The sequence below is a fragment of the Arthrobacter sp. NPDC090010 genome, assembly GCF_044748305.1.
Lineage (GTDB): Bacteria > Actinomycetota > Actinomycetes > Actinomycetales > Micrococcaceae > Arthrobacter_E.
On record NZ_JBIVFT010000013.1, the window covers coordinates 1 to 18961 of the forward strand.

At 66.5% G+C, this 18961-nt stretch carries 16 protein-coding genes and 1 tRNA gene; 14 read left to right on the forward strand and 3 right to left on the reverse strand.

Going from position 1 to position 18961, the window contains the following annotated elements; genetic code table 11:
* The first annotated feature begins 161 nt into the window (after positions 1 to 161).
* The 10 genes from ACIPXZ_RS15800 (at position 162) to ACIPXZ_RS15845 (ending at position 12995) form a co-directional block, all read left to right on the forward strand.
* Positions 162 to 1433 carry a hypothetical protein gene (locus ACIPXZ_RS15800; RefSeq protein ID WP_400596034.1) on the forward strand — a complete coding sequence of 424 codons (1272 nt, stop codon included), beginning with the start codon at positions 162 to 164 and terminating at the stop codon, positions 1431 to 1433.
* Between the two features lie 64 nt (positions 1434 to 1497).
* Positions 1498 to 4278: a hypothetical protein gene (locus tag ACIPXZ_RS15805; RefSeq protein ID WP_400596036.1), complete on the forward strand. Its 2781-nt coding sequence runs from the start codon at positions 1498 to 1500 to the stop codon at positions 4276 to 4278.
* On the forward strand, positions 4275 to 5300 hold the full coding sequence (gene pstC, locus ACIPXZ_RS15810; protein ID WP_400596038.1) for a phosphate ABC transporter permease subunit PstC: 1026 nt from the start codon (positions 4275 to 4277) through the stop codon (positions 5298 to 5300). Before ACIPXZ_RS15805 ends, pstC begins: the two co-directional genes overlap by 4 nt.
* 13 nt (positions 5301 to 5313) lie before the next feature.
* Positions 5314 to 6555 (forward strand): PstA family ABC transporter permease, encoded by a 1242-nt coding sequence (locus tag ACIPXZ_RS15815; RefSeq protein WP_400596040.1) that lies wholly within the window; start codon positions 5314 to 5316, stop codon positions 6553 to 6555.
* Complete coding sequence (gene pstS / locus ACIPXZ_RS15820) at positions 6552 to 8345, forward strand: phosphate ABC transporter substrate-binding protein PstS (protein WP_400596042.1); 1794 nt, start codon at positions 6552 to 6554, stop codon at positions 8343 to 8345. Before ACIPXZ_RS15815 ends, pstS begins: the two co-directional genes overlap by 4 nt.
* Entirely contained in the window at positions 8342 to 9283 is a 942-nt protein-coding gene (locus tag ACIPXZ_RS15825; RefSeq protein WP_400596044.1) for a sortase, read from the forward strand. Before pstS ends, ACIPXZ_RS15825 begins: the two co-directional genes overlap by 4 nt.
* 22 nt (positions 9284 to 9305) lie before the next feature.
* Positions 9306 to 10217, forward strand: coding sequence for a phosphate ABC transporter ATP-binding protein (locus tag ACIPXZ_RS15830; protein WP_400596045.1), 912 nt, complete (start codon positions 9306 to 9308; stop codon positions 10215 to 10217).
* 15 nt (positions 10218 to 10232) lie between these two features.
* A complete protein-coding gene (locus ACIPXZ_RS15835) occupies positions 10233 to 11183 on the forward strand; it encodes a lytic transglycosylase domain-containing protein (RefSeq protein WP_400596046.1) in 951 nt (316 codons plus the stop codon).
* Positions 11180 to 11902: a class F sortase gene (locus ACIPXZ_RS15840; RefSeq protein ID WP_400596048.1), complete on the forward strand. Its 723-nt coding sequence runs from the start codon at positions 11180 to 11182 to the stop codon at positions 11900 to 11902. The genes ACIPXZ_RS15835 and ACIPXZ_RS15840 overlap by 4 nt, the downstream gene beginning before the upstream one ends.
* Positions 11895 to 12995, forward strand: a complete 1101-nt coding sequence (locus ACIPXZ_RS15845) for a PASTA domain-containing protein (protein ID WP_400596050.1) — start codon at positions 11895 to 11897, stop codon at positions 12993 to 12995. The genes ACIPXZ_RS15840 and ACIPXZ_RS15845 overlap by 8 nt, the downstream gene beginning before the upstream one ends.
* A gap of 38 nt (positions 12996 to 13033) precedes the next feature.
* On the opposite strand, the gene ACIPXZ_RS15850 is transcribed toward ACIPXZ_RS15845, so the two are convergent.
* On the reverse strand, positions 13034 to 13537 hold the full coding sequence (locus ACIPXZ_RS15850) for a hypothetical protein (RefSeq protein ID WP_400596052.1): 504 nt from the start codon (positions 13535 to 13537) through the stop codon (positions 13034 to 13036).
* 64 nt (positions 13538 to 13601) lie between these two features.
* A tRNA-Leu gene (locus ACIPXZ_RS15855) sits at positions 13602 to 13685 on the reverse strand.
* A 212-nt stretch (positions 13686 to 13897) separates the two neighbouring features.
* On the opposite strand from ACIPXZ_RS15855, the gene ACIPXZ_RS15860 reads away from it, so the two are divergent.
* Positions 13898 to 15220, forward strand: coding sequence for a M20/M25/M40 family metallo-hydrolase (locus ACIPXZ_RS15860; protein WP_400596054.1), 1323 nt, complete (start codon positions 13898 to 13900; stop codon positions 15218 to 15220).
* Between the two features lie 10 nt (positions 15221 to 15230).
* On the forward strand, positions 15231 to 16388 hold the full coding sequence (locus ACIPXZ_RS15865) for an acyl-CoA dehydrogenase family protein (RefSeq protein ID WP_400596056.1): 1158 nt from the start codon (positions 15231 to 15233) through the stop codon (positions 16386 to 16388).
* Positions 16389 to 16435: 47 nt separating this feature from the next.
* Here the strand turns inward: ACIPXZ_RS15865 and ACIPXZ_RS15870 are convergent, their stop codons facing one another.
* Positions 16436 to 16669, reverse strand: coding sequence for a DUF5703 family protein (locus tag ACIPXZ_RS15870; RefSeq protein WP_400596058.1), 234 nt, complete (start codon positions 16667 to 16669; stop codon positions 16436 to 16438).
* 124 nt (positions 16670 to 16793) lie between these two features.
* On the opposite strand from ACIPXZ_RS15870, the gene ACIPXZ_RS15875 reads away from it, so the two are divergent.
* Complete coding sequence (locus ACIPXZ_RS15875) at positions 16794 to 17627, forward strand: undecaprenyl-diphosphate phosphatase (protein ID WP_400596060.1); 834 nt, start codon at positions 16794 to 16796, stop codon at positions 17625 to 17627.
* Positions 17628 to 17643: 16 nt separating this feature from the next.
* Positions 17644 to 18921 (forward strand): cysteine--1-D-myo-inosityl 2-amino-2-deoxy-alpha-D-glucopyranoside ligase, encoded by a 1278-nt coding sequence (gene mshC, locus ACIPXZ_RS15880; RefSeq protein WP_400596062.1) that lies wholly within the window; start codon positions 17644 to 17646, stop codon positions 18919 to 18921.
* The last annotated feature ends 40 nt before the right edge of the window (positions 18922 to 18961 follow it).

Here is an 18961-nt window from a genome sequence, read left to right on the forward strand (position 1 = left end):
TCCTCCCTCCCCCCCCCCACCTGGGGGGGGGGGGGGGCCGCGCCCGTCGCGCTTAACACGCACCCCCCCCCCCCCCCCCGCCGGCGGGGGGGGGGCCGGCCCCCCCCCCCCCCCCACGGCCCCACCACCCTCACTCGCACCTCACTTCTGAAAGCAGCATCGTGAACTTCTCCATGTCCCGCATCGGCCGCGCTCTCGGTTTCGCACTCCTGGGTTCGTTCTTCCTCGCCGGCTCGCTGGCCGCCCCGCCTGTCGCGGCGGCGCCCGGCGACGGTTCCGGTGCAGGGGCCATCACCCTCGACCCGAATTCCGGAACCTGGTACACCCCGGGGGACCCCGGAGTCCCGCTCGGTGGATACCCCGTGACCGTCACGGGTTCACTCGAATGTCCCGCGAGCAGTGGTGGCACCGTCGGCGCGTTACCGTTCATCGCTGAACAGGGCAGCGAACTGCCCGTGGTGGATGCGAACACGACTCCGCAGTCGTTGATCGACTCCGGCGCCCTCGTGGCGTACTCCGACACCGGGCTCCTGGGCGATGGGAGTACGAAGTTCTCGTCATACACCGGGGAATTTTTCAGCACCAGGAACAACTGGGTCGCCAAGTCCGCGCTGCCCGGTGTCCTGAAGCCGAACCACAGCTACAGCTTCGGAGTTCTCTGCGTCGAGAGCGTGCTCGACATGACCACTTGGACGGGCAAGACGACGGTTCAAGGGATCAACGGCAAGGCGGTCACGGCCTGGACGGCCCTCACCACCGGCGCCGATGTCAAGAACTGGAGCACTCCGGCCAAGCTCAATCCCACCACCACCAAGTTGAGCGGTACGGGCAAAGTCGGTTCCGTCGATCTCAGTGCCGAGGTCAATGCCGACATCGCGGGCGGGCTCGCGGACGATGCGCAAGGCGTCATCGAGTTCTACGAGGGTGCCGCCAAGCTCGGTCAGCAGACGGTTTCGGCAGGCAAGGCGACGTTTGCGGTGAACAATCTGGAACCGGGCTCGACCCATGACTACACCGCGAAGTTCGTTCCTGCTGAGCCGGGTGCCACCGGACCCTTTTACGGCGGCTCCGAGTCCACCGTGGTCTCCGTGAGAGTCCCCACGACGACGCCCACGACTCCGCCGCCGACTGAAAGCCCGTCCCCGACTCCTACGCCCAGTGAGAGTTCGGAGACGACGTCGCCCTCCCCGAGCGAGAGCGAGCCCGATCCCGGCCCTGGCGACACGGGCAGCAGCGCCGCCCCGGCGCCCGGCGGTGGCGCACACACGCCCGGGGCCAACAGCGGCTTCGCCCCGCTGACCGGCTGGCTCGGGCAGACGGTCTCCTCACCCGAAGGAATCACCGGCCTGTTCGCCGCCGCCCTGGTCCTGGTCACAGGATTCGCCTTTGGCTTCAACATCCTGACTCGGCGCGCCAGGAAGCGCGGGCACTGAGCCACTGCGTGTCCGTCCCCATCCCCGCCCCGTCTCAAGCCCGTGTTCCACGAAAGATCCCATCATGCTTCTGCGAACTCTTCCTCCTGCATTAGGACGTCTGGTTTCCGTCGCAGCCGTGACTGTCGCCTCGCTCGGTGCCATAGCGATGCCACTCGCCACGGTGCCCGCTGCTCAAGCGGCCCCGCAGCCTTCGAACGACAAGGCCTGGGGACCGGACGGCAGCTTCGCCTCGGACTCGGCTGTCACCGTCCGCTGGGACAACAAGGGAAACGCCCCCGAGAACACGGTGGCCAGGGAACGGGCCACCCCGCTGCCTCACACAGCGGGCAAGAGCTATGCCGACATCCCGGCGCGGATCAGGAATTCGGTTCAGTCGCTCCTCGGCCCGGACAACGGCCGTGGCGGGTTGAGCATGACGGTCTCGCAGAGCAAGGATCTGGTGAATCAGGTGATTGGCATCCGCCTGGATGGGCTTGCCGATCCGTCACCTGGTATTGGTGGCGGGGAGAGCGGCGACCAATTTCAGCTCTTTCAGTGCTGGGGAGCGCCCGGACCGAACGGCAAACCGGATCCCGCAGCCCAGGCCCCGGATCCGAGTACTTGCGAGCTCGGTGCCGCCGGTTGGGGACAGCGAGGAAGCGCCATAGACGGCCCCACCACCTTCGCTCAGCAAATCGGCGGAGATCCACTGCTCGCCGGAGGTGACTGGGAGCGCGGCGGGCTCATCGATCAGGACGGTTATCTGAAGGTGATGGGAATCGACGGGTCGCTCGTATCCGGCTACCCGTTGACGAGCCCGGTCATCAACCAGAACTCCACCAATGAGGTATCGCGTCTCTATGTAAACAAGACCGGAACCGCAAGCGTGCCGTTCGAGGTCCATACCACCACGGAAGCCAAATTCATGGGCTGTGGCAAGCGAGAGGATGCTCCGTCCACGAGTGACTGCTGGCTAGTGGCCGTGCCAAAGGTGGGCCAGCTTCAAGGTGCCAAAGCCGCCAGTCCGTCTGCTTGGGCGCAGCGTCTTCAAGTGAAGATCAAGTTCCGTGACATCCCCAAGCCGTGCTCCAGTACCCAGCAGCGCCTCCTGTCTTCCGGTTCAGAAGTACTTGCGCCCGCTGCGGCTTCCTGGATCCCGGCCCTTTGCGGCCAGGGACAAGGCTTCGCCCTCGCCAAAGTCGCCGACTCCAACGCCCGCGTCCAACAAGCCGGTGGCAATCCGTTGGCTTTCACTTCTCAGCCGTCCAGCGGGGCGGAGCACACACCAGTCGCACTCGCCGGGGTAAGTATCGGGTACCGGGTCGGGTTGACCGATGTTGTGGACGGAAAGCCGCAATCTGCTGGTCTGGTCACAGGGCTGAAACTCAATGCCAGGCTCCTCGCGAAGTTGCTGACGTCGAGCTATAGCCAAGCCAATCTGGTTCGGCCTCAGCCTCCCGGATACGATTCCCCGTTCTATCTTTCGTACGACCCGGAGTTCCTGCGGCTGAACCCCCAATTGAATTTCGATAAGGACAAGCCGCCGTATCTGAACCTTCTGGACAACCGGAACTTCAATCTTGAGTTGCTTAACTCGGATGCCGCGCAGGTGGTTTGGAAATGGCTCGCCAGTGATCCTGCAGCCGCCTCATTTTTGAATGGTTGCCCTGATCCCGATGGGATGACGGTTCAGCCGTTCTACTCGACACGAAGCTATGTCGGGTGCGAGTCACAAGCGAAGGCGCTGGAGACAAAAGCCGCCGCCCAACGGGCCGCTGCGGTTAAACTCCCGGAATTCGTCGACGGTCCGCAAATCTATCCGCCCTATTCTGCGGCGTACCCTCAGGTGCTGTGGACCCAGGGAGAACCCGGCCTGATTGGAGAGGCGAAAACTGCCCCGCAGACCTTGCCTGACGCGTTTCCTCGTGTGGACAATATGGCGATCGCTGGGCAGCGAACCTCTCGAATGACTTTCGTGCAGAACATCGACTATTGGTGCGACACCGTGGTCAGCCTCTGTCCTGTTCCTCCACCCGGGAAGTGGCAAGCTCAGTCCTCCAAGAGCCCGCGGGTCGGCACTTCCTCGGTCTTCGGCATCACCGACACCGCGACGGCCGCCAACTATCAGCTGCAGACCGCCCTCCTCTGCGACGACAGTGGCAAGGTCTGTGTCGGTGCCGATGAGTCCTCACTGACCAAGGCCTCCTCTGCTTTCACCACGGAGGCGGCACCTCAGCCGGATCCCGTGAAGGCCCTGGACGCCGGGGGATACCCGCTCACGATGCCGGTGTATGCGGCGCTCAAATCGGGGGCGAAGGCCACCCCGGACGTCGTGAAGCAGATCGACACGGTCATCAACTACATGACAGGTCCGGGACAGAAGCCGGGATTCGGCGTCGGCCAGCTTCCGCCAGGCTATGCGCCCATCACGGCGGCGATGAAGGCCCAGGCCACGTGCGCGCTTGCCACCTTCAAAGGCGAAAGGAAACCCGGCTGTTCCAGCGGAGCTCCAGTGGAGAGCAAACCCGGCGGCTCCGGTTCTCTCATCCCAGATGTGAGCCGGCCGGCCAACGGTGCCCAGGGACCGCTCACACCCCTCCTGCCGAACGTCAAAGGCGACGGCGGTGCCGCGAACACCGCCGCGGAACCGACGGATGCCGGTGCCGCGGCCGGTCAGCCCGCCCCGGACGGCAGCAAGAGCACTCAGCAGGCCGACGCCGCCAGCCCGGTCAGCAACGGAGTCACCGCGGTGACTCCGGCCGCATGGGCCAGCTACGGTCTGTTCGTCCTCCTGGGGCTCGGGCTCGTGGCGTCCATCGCATCCCCCATTCTCAAGCGCCTTCGCGGTGGGGGAGAAGCATGAGCACGTCCATCCGCAATGAGGCGGCCCTCGGAGCGCCGCCGTCCGGGCCGCGCAAGATCCGGCAGGTGCTGGAGCGCAAGGACCTGTGGTTCAGGGCTCTGACCCGCAGCGGCGGAGTGGTCGTGCTGGCGGTCATGGCCTTGGTGGGGCTGTTCCTCGCCGGAAACGGCATCTCCGCGATCAACTCGGTGGGCCTGGGGAACTTCCTCACCACTCAGGAATGGGCGCCGGAGAACAACAATTTCGGAATCGCCGCCGTGATCACCGGTTCCGTGCTGATCGCTGCCGTCGCGCTCCTGGTCTCCCTGCCCCTTGCGCTGGGCACGGCACTCTTCATCACCGAGGTGGCCGGAGGACGGGTGCGGAGCATCCTCACCTCGGTGATCGACCTGATGGCAGCCGTCCCCTCGGTGGTCTTCGGGCTCTGGGGCCTGAGCTTCCTCCAGGTGCAGATCGTTCCCTTCGCCCGCTGGCTCTCCACGTGGTTCGGCTGGATCCCGATCTTCGCCGTGGACGGCGTGGAACCAGATAATCCGCTGCCCAATGACTCGCTCTACACCTCGTCCACCTTCATAGCGGGCCTCGTCGTGGCGCTCATGATCCTGCCCATCCAGACCTCCGTGATGATGGAGTCCTTCTCCCGGGCACCCATCGGGGAACGGGAGGGTGCTTATGCGCTCGGGGCCACTCGCTGGGGCATGATCCGTTCGGTGGTGATCCCTTTCGGAAAGGGCGGCATCATCGGCGGCACCATGCTCGGACTGGGCAGGGCGCTCGGCGAGACGATCGCCATCTACCTCATCATCAACACGGCCTCCTACGCGATCAACTTCCACGTCCTCCAGACCGGGGCCAACTCGGTGGCGGCTCTCATCGCCCTCAAGTACGGGGAGGCCAACGAATTCACCATGTCCGCGCTGATGGCCGCAGGTCTGGCGCTGTTCGTCCTGACCATGCTGGTCAACTTCACGGCGTCGGCCATCATCGCGCGTTCGCGTTCGGGCGCGGAAAGTGAGGCCTGAGATGACGACGGAAATGATCGGAACCAGAGCACCGGAAGAACGGCTGGACGCCGAGAAGACGTCCCTGCCTCGGCTGGACCTGCCGGAGACGGCACCTCCTCAGGAGCGGATCCGGATCGGCGTATCGAAGGAGGAGGTGCTCTCCATCGCCGGTGCCGGTGCAGCTGGCCTCTCGGTGGGAGCCCTGCTCTGCATCGCGTTGGGGATCGTACCTCTGGGCTGGATGCCTCTTCTGAGTTATCTCTGGTTCCTGGGCACCTACGCCGCGTTGGTGTTCATCACGAACCGTGGCCCTGCCGTGCGGGACAGGTTCTGGAGCGTCATGCTCTGGTCCGCCGCGATCGTGGTGGTGGCGTCGCTGGCCTTGGTGATCGGATTCACGGGAACGCGTGGATGGGACGTGTTCGGCAACGCGAACTTCTTCACCCAGGACATGGGAGTGGCGGGCCCTCTGGCCCCGCTCGAGAAGGGTGGCATCATCCACGCCCTGGTGGGAACACTGGAGCAGATCGGGATCGCCCTGGCCATCTCGGTCCCTTTCAGTGTCACCACCGCAGTGTTCCTCAACGAGGTCGGAGGCCGCTTCGCGCGGCTGGTCCGGACGGTGGTGGAGGCGATGACGGCCTTGCCGTCCGTGGTCGCCGGGCTGTTCATCTACGCGGCAGTGATCATCGGTATCACGCGGCAGTTCAACGGCTTCGCGGCCTCCCTGGCGATCACCGTCCTGATGATCCCCATCATGATCCGTTCCGCCGACGTCGTACTCCGCCTGGTGCCCGGCAATCTGCGCGAGGCGGGTCTCGCGCTCGGGGCCGGGCAGTGGAGTGTGGTGCTGCACGTGGTCCTGCCGACCGTACGCTCGGGGCTGGTGACGGCCATCATCCTCGGCACGGCACACGGCATCGGTGAGACCGCTCCGGTGCTGCTCACGGCGGGGGTCACGAACAATCTCAACTTCAACCCCTTCGAGGGACCACAGGTGTCCCTCCCGCTTGCGGCCCTGGAATTCGTGAAGTCGGGCCAGCCCAATATGGTGGCCCGCGGCTTCGCCACGGCCACCTTCCTCCTCTTCGTGGTGCTGGTGCTGTTCATACTCGCCCGTGTACTCGGTGGGCAGCAGGCGGGCAAGCTCACGGCAGGACAACAACGACGGCGCGCGGCAAGGTCCCGCGCCTGGCTCAGACGCATCGAGGAAAACCGCAGCCTGTGGCTGGTCAGCCACCCGACATACACCCCCGAGGACGAACGACCATGACACACGAGCCCCAGAAGACCAGGCAGACCCGGGGCCGGGTGACCCGACGGGTCCTCGCCCTGCTGACGGTCCTGACCATCGCCTCCGGGACTTTCGTCCCGGCCGCCCTCGCCGCGAGCTACACCCGCATCGGCGGATCCGGCTCGTCCTGGGCCGGCAACGCGGTCAACCAGTGGGTCACGGACATCCGCTCCCAGGGAAGCACCGTGGACTACAACCCCAGCGGTTCCTCCACGGGACGTAAGGAATTCGCCAACGGCCTGGTGGACTTCGCGGTCTCCGAAATCCCGTACAAGGGCGACACCGCAGATCCTCAGGACACGGTGTTCCCCGGGTTCAAATACTCGATGCTGCCCATCGCCGCCGGTGGCACCAGCTTCATGTACAACCTGCCGGTCAACGGCAAGCGTTTCTCCGAACTCAAACTCACCCAGGATGCGCTGGCCAGGATCTTCACCGGAAAGGTGACCCGTTGGAATGATCCGGCGATTGCGAAGACCAACCCCGGAGTGAACCTGCCCGACCAACAGATCCGCGTCGTGGTGCGCTCCGAAGGGTCCGGGGCCACAGCCCAGTTCACCCTGTGGCTCAAGCGCCAGTTCCCGTCCTACTACGCCGAGCTCTGCGGCAAGACCGGCGGCTGCCCGAACGGCGGAGCCACCTCGTACTTCCCAGGCCAGGGGATATCCAACTTCTCGGCGCAGAACGGATCCAGCGGGGTGACGACCTACACGGCGAACACTCCGTACACCATCAACTACGACGAATACTCCTACGCTCTCGGGGCGAACTTCCCGGTGGCGCAGGTGGGCAATGCGGCAGGGTTCTTCACCATCCCCACCGATACGGCCGTGGCCGTGGCGCTGACCAAGGCCAAGATCAACACGGATGCGAGCTCACCGAACTATCTCAGCCAGGACCTCTCCGCCGTCTACACGCACAAGGACCCACGGGTCTATGCGCTGTCCGCTTACACCTACATGCTGGCGCCGGCCCAGACCCGGGGCAGCTTCGACAACAGCAAAGGCGCCGCACTCGGCAACTTCTCGACGTATTCACTCTGTGAGGGGCAACAGACCATGGGAGCGCTGGGCTACTCGCCCCTGCCCATGAACCTGGTGATGTCCGCGATGCAGCAGGTCAAGAAGATCCCCGGACTGGACGCGGACACCAAGAGCCGGCTGGACTCGACGATCAACGCGGCCCAGAACAGTTCCGGTAACCCCTGCAACAACCCCACCTTCAAGCCGGGCCAGGACGTGAACAACAACCAGCTCGTCTTCACGGCGCCGTTCCCGAGCGGCTGTGACTCCGCGTGCCAGGCGCCCTGGAGGGGGAAGAACGTCGGCTACAACGCCGGCCCGGGTGCCAAGCCCGGTCAGGTGGCGGGAGGCTCCGACGGACCTGCGGCGGCGCAGGGCCCGGCCGCGGCACAGGGCCCCGGCTCCAACGGGGCGGTGCCGCAGGGCAACAGCCCGGCCGCCAAGAACCAGCCGGCCAAGGCGAACAAGTCCGGGGTGTCCTGCAACCGCGCCACCGGCCAGTGCACCGACGCCAAGGGAAATGTGCTGGCCGCGGAGCAGGCCCAGCAGTACATGGACGCCTCGGCGGAGGCTTCCGGCCCTGGCGCGAAGGCGGTTCCGCTGGTGCTTGCGGGGAACACGGGCTGGGGGACCTCTCAGAACCTGCTTCTGGTGGCCGCGTTGTTCCTTCTGCTGCTGGTCCTGACGCCGCCGCTCGCGGCGCGTTACATCAAGGGCGGACGCAGCGGGAAGGGGACCGACTCATGACGGCGACCGTCGAGGCGGCGGCGCCGGAGAACGTGCCCCCGCCAACGCCGTCGTTGTTCGAAGCGCCTCGCCCCAAAGCAGCGCCGGCGCCCCGGCGCTGGGAGCTGGATTTCTCCTTGATGCTGCAACTGGTGGCGATCGTCATTCTGGGGTTCCTGATCCAGTTGGTGTTCGTGTCCCGGGTTCAGCATGCCGCAGCGCAGCAGCAGCTGACCACTGAGCTGCGACTCAAGCTGGCCGAAGGGTCCGTGCCGGTGGGGCCGAGCGACAGCGACGGCGCGCTGATTCCCCTGGGGACGCCGATCGCCTATCTGGAGATCCCGCGGCTTGACCTCAAGGAGGTGATGGTTGAGGGCACCACCTCGTCCCAGACCGCGCAGGCTGTGGGACATCAGCGCGACACGGCATTCCCCGGCCAGCCGGGCAACGCCGTCGTCATGGGGCGCAATGGCGCCTACGGCGGGGTCTTCGGTGGTCTGAGCAGGCTTCAGCTCGGAGACCGGTTCGTCGTCTCCACCGGCCAGGGCCGATTCACCTACGAGGTCTCGGGGATCAGGAACCCCGGAGACCCTGAGCCCGGGGCCATGAAACCGAGCGAGGGGCGCATGACGCTCGCGACCGCCGGCGGGCTGCCGTTCCTGCCCGACGACGTCCTCCGGGTGGATGCCAAGCTCGTCTCGACGGCGGGTGCCAAGGCGCTCGACGCGATCCGGGTCGGGTCGATCACCGACGCGGAGAAACCTCTCGGATCAGACACTTCCGGATTGGTGGGGCTGGTGTTCCTGCTCCAGCTCGCCATCGCCGCGGGTGTCGCCTGTGTCTGGAGCTGGAAGAAATGGGGCCGCTGGCAGAGCTGGATGATCTTCATCCCGGCGTTCCTCACCCTCGGCCTGCTCATCGCCACACCCTTGGGCATGCTGCTGCCCAACCTCCTCTGAAACCGTCTAAGGAACCCTCACCATGACTCATCTGCTCCGGGCCCGCCGCGGCCGCCGCGATTCCACCCTCGAGGTGCAGGCGCCACTGGACGAATTGATGCTGCACGACATCGAAGACCCACTTCCGGCCAACCCGCCGCAGGCCATCCGGCTCTCCGAACCGGCGGAGCTCCACGCCCAGGACATCTCCGCCTGGTTCGGGGACCACAAGGTGCTGGACAGAGTTTCCCTGGCCATGCAGGCGGGGAAGGTCACCTCCCTGATCGGCCCGTCCGGCTGCGGGAAATCGACCTTTCTGCGCATCCTGAACCGGATGCACGAAATGATCCCGTCTGCTTCCTTGGCCGGGCAGGTCCTCCTCGACGGCGAGGACGTCTACGATCCGAACCGCCGTATCACCCAGGCCAGGCGCGATATCGGCATGGTGTTTCAGAAGGCCAACCCATTTCCGGCCATGTCCATTTACGACAACACGGTGGCCGGTCTGAAACTCACCGGCATCAAGGCCTCCCGTGAGGAGAAGGACTTCCTGGTGGAGGACTCCCTGAGGAAGGCCTCCCTCTGGGACGAGGTGAAGGACCGTCTCCTCCAGCCCGGTGGCGGTCTGTCCGGCGGGCAGCAGCAACGCCTGTGCATCGCCCGCTCGCTCGCCGTCGCGCCGCGGGTCTTGCTGATGGATGAGCCTTGCTCCGCCCTTGACCCGACGTCCACCCGTCGCGTCGAGGAGACCATCGAGTCCTTGCGGGATCAGGTGACGATCGTGATCGTCACCCACAATATGCAGCAGGCGGCGCGCGTCTCTGATCACTGCGCCTTCTTTCTGGCGGCGCAGAACACCCCGGGAGTCATCGTGGAGCACGGCCCTACCCGGCTCATGTTCCAGGAGCCGCAGGATGACCGCACCGGGGACTATGTCAACGGCCGTTTCGGCTGAGACCCGCGGATGGCAATGACACGGCGTTCACACTGGGCCACGGGCCTTGCAGCCATCGTGCTCCTGGCCGGAACCGGCTGGGGCGCCCTCGCGATGCACGGTTCACGGCCGTCGGGAGCCGGGTCAGCGCAAGCGGTGGACGCCGCAGACGCAGCGCTCGTGGTGTTGCACGGAACCGGTGGGCAGAAGGAGACCTCCGAAACGGGCAGGCCGCTCTGGCAGTCGGAGATCGACCATGCCGCGGGTTGGTCGGCGGGGCCCGCACCCGTCTCAGGAAAGATCACGACGATGTCAGGTGAGTCCGTGGCTCAGTCCGGTGCGGAAAGCGGTGCCGGGTCCGGCGCCGGCCTGCCCTCGGTCGTCGGCCCGGATCCCGGCGGCCTCGGCGATGACACCGCCGGCATCGACCGTGGCTGGCTGACACGGACGGCGGAGCGGACGGGGATCCCGGTGCGAGCCTTGCAGTCTTATGCCGGGGCCGCAGTGCAAACCGAGCGGAGCACGCCCGGTTGCGGAATCGGATGGAACACCATCGCCGGTATCGGGTACATCGAATCGCGCCACGGAACCTTCGGGGGCAACCACGTCCAGAGCGACGGCGAGCTCACGGGGCGTATTCTCGGCCCGGCACTGGACGGGAACGGCTTCGCCATGATCCGTGACACCGACGGAGGAGCGCTGGACGGCGACACTCGCTGGGACCGTGCGGTGGGTCCTTTCCAGTTCATTCCGTCGACGTGGGCCCGGTACGCGAGCCGTGCCGCGGGAGACGGCAGAGCGGCCAGCCCGCACAACATGGACGACGCGGCCCTGACTGCCGCCCGCTATCTGTGCGCGGCGGGAGGCGATCTCGGCACGGCCGCCGGGTGGACCCGTGCGGTCCTCGCCTACAACCATTCCCAGCCTTATGTTGAAGAGGTTCTGGCTGCGGCTGACGCCTATGCGGAGCGGGCCGGACGGCCATGAGGAGGATCTGGCGGATCCTGCTCGCAGGTGGTCTGACCGGCGTCGTCCTGGCCGCAGCCGGAGCCCTGCTCTGGGGCATCCGCGCCGAGCCGGGACGACCGGGGACGTCATCAGCGTCCGCGGTGCCGTCGGCGAGGCCCGTGCCTCCCTCGATGCCCGGCGGCCCGCCGCCCGGTGCTCCGGTTCTCATCGGGGGAACCGCCGCCCCGTCCGAGAGCAGTGGCCGCGGTGCGGAAGTGCCGCCCGTTCCCGGCCAGCCTCTGCGGGTTCAACTGCCCGACGTCGGACTCGACGTCAGGGTCTACGCGAGCCGACTGCCCCAAGACCGGACGCTGGACCCGCCCACGGTTCAGGACGCCTTCTGGGTGATGGACTTCGGCACCGCGGGCCCGGCCTCCCGCAACACCCTCTATATCGCAGCGCACTCATCGTCCGAGGTGCCCGCAGCGTTCAACCCGCTTCTGGACAAGAGCGCAGCCGGCGGTGCCGTGCACGTGGGACAGAAGATCCTCGTCACCGCGCCGGAGGGGAGCTACAGCTACACGGTCACCGGTTCCGCCCGGTACGCGAAGACAGACATCCTAGGTGCCGGAAAGCTCTGGGAGGCTGTGCCGGGACGACTGGTCCTGGTGACGTGCTTCCAATACGACTACCGTGCCGCATCGGACCAGAATTTCGTGGTCTATGCCCAACTGGACACGGGAAACACGCATGGCTGAGGAACCGGTCACCGAACCACTGCCTCTTGTTCCGCTACCGGCGGCGCAGCGCACAGCCCCGGTGATCCAGGCGGCACGGGAGGTCACGATGCCATTGACCCTCCGCGAGCAGAGGGCCCTGCGGCACGAGCGGGCGATGAGTGTGGCCGCGGAGCGGGCCTCCTCCTGGAGCACGGAGGCGGTCCCCAAGGATCTCGCCGGTCACATCCCCGCGGACGAGCGCGGCCCACGCCGGAAGGCGAAGTCCGTGGGGGGCTGGCTGTTCGTGCTGGTCGTGTTGCTCGCCGGCGGTGGAATGCTGGCCCTGATCAGGCCGTGGGCCTCACCTGCAGCCGCGGCCTCGGTGCCGGTTCCGCCAGTGCGCGGCCTGTCGGCCGAGCAGGCCAGCGACGCTCTGCGTGGCGCCGGGCTACTGCTGGGCGGTCAGACTCATCGTTTCCATCCCACGGTGCCCCGCGGAAAGGTCTCCGGGACGGACCCTGGCGAGGGCACCAACGTGACGCGGGGGAGTGCAATCGTCCTGCTCCTCTCCGACGGGCCGCCGCCACGCGGCAAAGCGACGGCAGAACCATCCACGGCCGCACCCGGCCTGCCCGTCCCCGTACTGAGCGGGAGGCGTCTGGACGACTCGACCAGGGAGCTCTCCGCCCTGGGGCTGACAGTGGGGACGATCACGGAATCCGATTCCGCCTATCCCGCCGGAACGGTCCTGTCTTCGTCACCTGGGGCCCGGGAACTGCTCCGGCCGGGAGCCCCTGTCGATCTGACCGTGGCCAGCGGGATGCAGTCGGTGCCGTTAGGACTGCTCGGAAGGAGCGTTTCGAACGTGATCCAGTCCTTGCGCACCGCAGGATTCGCCGTCGTCGTGGACGGCGGTCACAGTGGGCGAGGTGCGGACGCAGTGGCTGGATTGTCAGTGCCCGAAGGATCGCGGGCCGCTGTCGGCAGCGTTGTCACGGTGCGGGTGGCCGTGGCCGTACAGGACCCGCCGTCACCGACGCCGGGCGGACCCGCGGCCATTTCGCCGTCGCCGCAGAACTCTGTGAGCGATACCAGCCGTCCAGGCGAGCCCTCCACAGGTCCCGCAGGCTGAAGGGCCACTGAGCTGCGGTCAAGGAAGGGCTGTCCGGCTCAGGGGGCACCCGATTGCAGAAGCCGCGTCAGGCCTTCTTCGCCGCGACGCATCACGCGGGCATGGGCTGCCGTGAAAACCGGTGCGGCAAGAGGGCTCAGGACGATCATCCAACGACGGGTCGGACGGACGGTCCATTCGATCTCCAGGCGTGTCGACGCACCGTCGTCCGCGGCGCTCAGCCGCAGAGCTCCGCATCCCTGAAGGTCGCCGTCGGCGTCGAACTCCAGCACGCTCGGCCGCTGCACTCGCGTCGGATGGACCGCGATGTTCAGTCGGTAGCCGATTCCCGAACGGAAGGAGAGCTGCGCGGTCGTCCTCAGCAGGGACTCCTGCTGGGAACCGTGCGCATCCTTGAGGGGGAGCGGTGCCAGGAGCAGCGACCCCGGCCACCAGAACGGGGTCCCGGGCGTCAGCCCAGGATCGGTGATGATCTCCCAGACCCTGTCCGGCCCGGCCGGAAGATGCCAGGTGGAACGCAGGGTGTAGAGGCGCGGACTCATGCATCCATTGTGTGCCTGGACAGCGAAGAACCCCCGGTCAGTGACCGGGGGTTCTTCGTGTTCGTGCGCGGAGGGGGACTTGAACCCCCACGCCCTATTCGGGCACTAGCACCTCAAGCTAGCGCGTCTGCCATTCCGCCACCCGCGCATCTGGGTGATCCGGCCTGTTTCTCAGCGTTTCCGCTGTTCAACCCGCCGGGGCAACGAGAAATACTTTACACGCTTTTCCGGCAAACGCGAAATCGGGGCTGAGCTGCGAGAAGACCCTTTTGCGGCCTGTGAAGGAACGCTCCGGGCCCTCCGTGAAGGCGGGCTACGCTGGGGAGGAACACCCCTGCGCCGGAACGGAAAGGTGAGACCATGAGCACCCCTGAGAACGGAAACGGATCCATCGCTGAGGCGGAGGTCGTGGACATCTGCCGCGAACTGATCCGCTTCGACACGAGCAACTTCGGTGACAACAACGGGCCCGGGGAGCGGGAAGCCGCCGAGTACGTCGCCGGCCTGATGGCCGAAGCCCAGCTGGAACCCGAGATCTTCGAGTCCTCTCCCGGCCGTGCCAGCGTCGTGGCCCGGATGGAGGGGCAGGACCCTTCTGCCAGCGCGCTGGTGGTGCACGGTCATCTGGACGTCGTGCCGGCCCTGAGGGATCAGTGGAGTGTGGACCCGTTCGCCGCCGAGGTGAAGGACGGCATGATCTGGGGCCGCGGCGCCGTCGACATGAAGGACATGGATGCCATGATCCTCGCGACGCTCCGTGACTTCTCGCGGCGCGGCATCAAGCCGAAGCGGGACATCGTCTTCGCCTTCTTCGCGGATGAGGAGGCCGGGGGAGACTACGGGGCGCGCTATGCGGTCGACAAGCGTCCGGAACTCTTCGACGGGGCCACCGAGGCCATCTCAGAGGTCGGCGGATTCTCCTCGACGATCGGCGGCAAGCGAGCGTACCTGCTGCAGACTGCGGAGAAGGGCCTGTCCTGGCTGCGGCTGGTCGCCCACGGCCGGGCCGGGCATGGTTCCCAGATCAACACGGACAATGCGGTGACCCGCCTGGCGGCCGCCGTCGGGCGGATCGGGCAGTACGAATGGCCGATCGAACTGACGGACACGACACGGCAGTTCCTCGACGGCGTCACCGAGCTGACCGGCGTCGAGTTCGACCCGGAGAACCCGGACATCCTTCTCAAGGAACTCGGCACGGTGGCTCGTTTCGTCGGCGCGACCCTGCAGAACACCTCGAACCCCACACTGCTGGGCGGCGGCTACAAGCACAATGTCATCCCGGAAACGGCCGAAGCGCTGGTGGACTGCAGGACCCTGCCCGGCCAGCAGGAGCAGGTCTTCGACATCATCAAGAACCTTGCCGGCGACGGCATCGAGCTCAGCTATGTCAACAAGGACGTCTCCTTGGAGGTCCCGTTCTCGGGCAATCTGGTGGACGCCATGGTGGACTCGCTGAAGAAGCACGATCCGGAAGCCACGGTCCTGCCCTACACCCTGTCCGGAGGGACCGACAACAAGTCGCTGAGCCAGCTCGGCATCACAGGCTATGGCTTTGCCCCGCTGCGCCTGCCGGAGGAGCTTGACTTCACCGGCATGTTCCACGGCGTCGACGAGCGAGTGCCACTGGACTCCTTGCGCTTCGGCACCAGGGTCCTGTCCGATCTGCTCGCCCGGTACTAGAGGAGTCCCGATGGATGCGGCCACGATCCTGCCGGACGTCCTGCTGGAGCGATTCCGTGAGAGGGCGGCACGCTACGACGCGGAGAACTCCTTCTTCCACGAAGATCTGGAGGAACTCGCGGAGGCCGGCTATCTGAAAGCCTTCGTTCCGGAGGCCGACGGCGGCCTGGGCTGCGGCCTGCTCGACGTCGTCCGCCTGCAGCGCCGTCTCGCTTCGGCCGCGCCGGCCACGGCCCTGGCGGTCAACATGCATCTGGTCTGGACCGGCGTCGCGCACGTGCTCGCGGCCCGGGGCGATGACTCACTGCGGTTCGTCACGGAAGAGGCCGCCCGCGGCGAGATCTTCGCCTTCGGCAACTCCGAAGCAGGCAACGACGCCGTGCTGTTCGACTCGCGAACCAGTGCCGAGCCCGATGGCGAGGGCGGCTATCGCTTCACGGGCACCAAGATCTTCACGAGCCTTTCTCCCGCGTGGACACGGCTCGGCATCTTCGGCAAGGACGTGAGCGGAGCCGAGCCGGTGCTGGTGCACGCCTTCATCGGCCGGGACACTCCGGGCTACCGCATCCTGGAGGACTGGGACACGCTCGGCATGCGGGCAAGCCAGTCCAACACCACGGTCCTGGACGGCGTGCACGCCCCGGCGGAGCGGGTCTTCCGCAAGCTGCCGGTGGGCCCGAACGCGGATCCGCTCATCTTCGCCATCTTCGCGTGCTTCGAGACCTTGCTCGCGGCGGTGTACACGGGCATCACCGACCGCGCCCTGGAACTCGCCGTCCTGAACGTCCGGCGCAGGAAGTCCTTCAAGAATGGCGGCGCCAGCTACGCGAACGATCCGGACATCCGCTGGAAGGTGGCGGATGCCGCGATGCTGCGTGAAGGCATCGGGCCTCAGCTGGAGAGCGTGGGGCGCGACGTGGACGAACTCGTGGACCATGGAGCCCACTGGTTCTCAAAGCTGGTCTCGCTCAAGGTGCGCGCCACGGAGACCGCACAGGACGTGGTCCGTCTGGCGGTGCGCGTCTCGGGCGGCGGGAGTTACTTCCGGGGCAGCGAACTGGAGCGCCTGTACCGCGATGTGCTGGCAGGCCTGTTCCATCCCTCCGACGACGAGTCGGCGCACGGGACGGTGGCGACCGCCTGGCTGGGACCTGTCAGCGAAGGCTGAGGGAACGCCGGGAGCCCGGCTGATCCGTTCGGATCCAGGGAGTCCGTTCAGAAGGTACGGGCCACGTTCATCACCCGGCGCCGCATCCAGTACTGGCGGTGGCCGCCCATGTAGAGAACGGAGCGGTGGAGTTCCCACTTCCCGTACTCGCTGTGCTCCAGCACTCGTCGCCGAGCATCCGGCAGGGACTCTCCGCGGGCGACGCTGATGACCATGTACTCATAGTTCTGGCCCTGGTACAGACGTTGCTCCACGGAGCGCGGCAGAATCTGTTCCTTCATGTGAGATGTCTACCACTCCTCTCTGGCAAAATCCCGGCTTTCGACGAGCTTTGCCGGAAATCACCGCGCGACGCCCCATGTCAGCCGCCGGGCGGGCGTAGCGGCATGACGTAAGGTCAACTACATGACGTGGATCGAAGCCATACTCCTGGGCCTGGTGCAGGGGCTGACCGAGTTCCTTCCCATCTCTTCCAGCGCGCACCTGAGGATCGTGGGGGAGTTCCTGCCGAACGCCTCCGACCCCGGCGCGGCCTTCACGGCCATCACCCAGCTGGGCACTGAGACGGCCGTACTGCTGTTCTTCTGGAAGGACATCGTCCGCATCGTCAAGGCGTGGTTCGGATCCTTGCGCGGCCGGGTGCCGCGGAACGATCCCGATGCCCGCATGGGTTGGCTGGTGATCCTCGGCAGCGTGCCGATCGTCATTCTGGGAATCCTTCTTCAGGACTACATCGAGAACACCTTCCGTTCTCTGTGGATCGTCGCGACCATGCTCATCCTGTTCGGCATGATCCTCGCTGCGGCGGATGTCTACGGCCGCCAGGAACGCCAGCTGAAGGACCTCACGGTCAAACACGGCATCCTCTACGGCTTCGCGCAGGCCCTCGCTCTCATTCCGGGCGTGTCCCGCTCAGGAGGCACCATCACCGCGGGCCTCTTCATGGGATACACCCGTGAAGCCGCGGCACGCTACTCCTTCCTTCTGGCGATCCCCGCGGTCTTCGGTTCCGGCTTCTACCAGCTCTTCAAGGTGGTCAAAGGTGCCGAAGCGGCCGGCCCATACGGTCTGGGGGAGACGGCACTCGCAACGGTCATCGCCTTCGCGGTCGGCTACGTCATCATCGGCTGGTTCCTGAAGTTCATCTCGAGCCGCGGCTACCAGGCGTTCGTCTGGTACCGCATCGGACTCGGTGCGCTCCTCTACGTGCTTCTCGGATTCGGGGTCATCGCCGCCTGACGATAGGGTGGGAGGCGTGAAATCCTGGACCACGCGCCCCGTCCCCGAACTCCCCGGGCAGATGCCCCCGGTCACGATCTTCGACACCTCTCAAGGCGGGCCTGCGACCATCCTGTCCGCGCCCCGGCAGTCGATGTATGTCTGCGGGATCACGCCGTATGACGCAACCCATATGGGACACGCCGCCACCTACCTCGCCTTCGACCTGCTCAACAGGGCCTGGCGCGACGCCGGCAGCCAGGTGGACTACGTACAGAACGTCACCGACGTCGACGACCCGCTCCTGGAGCGCGCCACCGCGACCGGTCAGGACTGGCGGGAACTCGCCGTCGACCAGACGGACCTTTTCCGCGAGGACATGGAGGCTCTCAACGTCATCGCGCCGGCCCATTACGTGGGCGCGGTGGAGGCGATCGAATGGATCGTCCCGGAGATCGAGCGTCTCCTCCGGGACGGTTTCGCCTACCGCGTGGACGGCGTGAACGGTGAGCCGGACGGTGATGTCTACTACGACGTCGCAGCGGCGGACTCGCAGGGGCAGGACGTCGAGGCCTGGGAGCTGGGCACCGTCTCCGGGCTGAGCGAGGAGGAGATGCTTCCGCTGTTCGCCGAACGCGGCGGAGATCCCGACCGGCCCGGCAAGCGCGGCAAACTGGATCCCTTGCTCTGGCGCGTCGCCCGCCCGGGGGAACCTCACTGGGACGGTTCATCACTCGGGGACGGACGTCCCGGCTGGCACATCGAGTGCACCGTGATCGCCCAGCGCTTCCTGCCGTCCCCGTTCACCGTGCAGGCCGGTGGTTCAGATCTGATCTTCCCGCACCACGAGATGGGTGCAGGGCACTGGTATTCGCTCTCCGGTGAGCCCATGGCCCGGCACTACGCCCACACCGGGATGGTGGGGCTGGACGGTGCCAAGATGAGCAAGTCGCTGGGGAACCTCGTCCTCGTCTCCAGCCTGCGCCGCGAGGGAGTGGAGCCTGCGGCCATCCGGCTGGCGGTCCTCGCCAACCACTATCGCGAGGACTGGTTCTGGACCGGTCAGCTGCTCGAAGACGCGACACGCCGCTTGGCCGCGTGGCGCCGGGCCCTGGGCTCCGCACCCGAAGGCAGCGCCGGAACCCTGCTGGCCACGGTCCGCGAGCGCCTGGCTGACGATCTCGATGCGCCCGGCGCATTGAAAGCCATTGATGGCTGGGCGGCGAAGGCTGTCGAGGCGGGGCAGACCGCCTCTCCCGCTGATGCGAACCTGGTCTCCGACCTGGTGAACGCGCTGCTCGGCGTCGAGCTCTGAGAGGTCACCAGAACCTCTTCTGACGGTGCCGGGGCCGACG

Coding starts and splice junctions, on each gene's coding strand:
- ACIPXZ_RS15805 (WP_400596036.1), top strand. CDS start 1,498: ATGCTTCTGCGAACTCTTCCTCCTGCATTAGGACGTCTGGTTTCCGTC.
- pstC (WP_400596038.1), top strand. CDS start 4,275: ATGAGCACGTCCATCCGCAATGAGGCGGCCCTCGGAGCGCCGCCGTCC.
- ACIPXZ_RS15815 (WP_400596040.1), top strand. CDS start 5,314: ATGATCGGAACCAGAGCACCGGAAGAACGGCTGGACGCCGAGAAGACG.
- pstS (WP_400596042.1), top strand. CDS start 6,552: ATGACACACGAGCCCCAGAAGACCAGGCAGACCCGGGGCCGGGTGACC.
- ACIPXZ_RS15825 (WP_400596044.1), top strand. CDS start 8,342: ATGACGGCGACCGTCGAGGCGGCGGCGCCGGAGAACGTGCCCCCGCCA.
- ACIPXZ_RS15830 (WP_400596045.1), top strand. CDS start 9,306: ATGACTCATCTGCTCCGGGCCCGCCGCGGCCGCCGCGATTCCACCCTC.
- ACIPXZ_RS15835 (WP_400596046.1), top strand. CDS start 10,233: ATGACACGGCGTTCACACTGGGCCACGGGCCTTGCAGCCATCGTGCTC.
- ACIPXZ_RS15840 (WP_400596048.1), top strand. CDS start 11,180: ATGAGGAGGATCTGGCGGATCCTGCTCGCAGGTGGTCTGACCGGCGTC.
- ACIPXZ_RS15845 (WP_400596050.1), top strand. CDS start 11,895: ATGGCTGAGGAACCGGTCACCGAACCACTGCCTCTTGTTCCGCTACCG.
- ACIPXZ_RS15850 (WP_400596052.1), bottom strand. CDS start 13,537: ATGAGTCCGCGCCTCTACACCCTGCGTTCCACCTGGCATCTTCCGGCC.
- ACIPXZ_RS15860 (WP_400596054.1), top strand. CDS start 13,898: ATGAGCACCCCTGAGAACGGAAACGGATCCATCGCTGAGGCGGAGGTC.
- ACIPXZ_RS15865 (WP_400596056.1), top strand. CDS start 15,231: ATGGATGCGGCCACGATCCTGCCGGACGTCCTGCTGGAGCGATTCCGT.
- ACIPXZ_RS15870 (WP_400596058.1), bottom strand. CDS start 16,669: ATGAAGGAACAGATTCTGCCGCGCTCCGTGGAGCAACGTCTGTACCAG.
- ACIPXZ_RS15875 (WP_400596060.1), top strand. CDS start 16,794: ATGACGTGGATCGAAGCCATACTCCTGGGCCTGGTGCAGGGGCTGACC.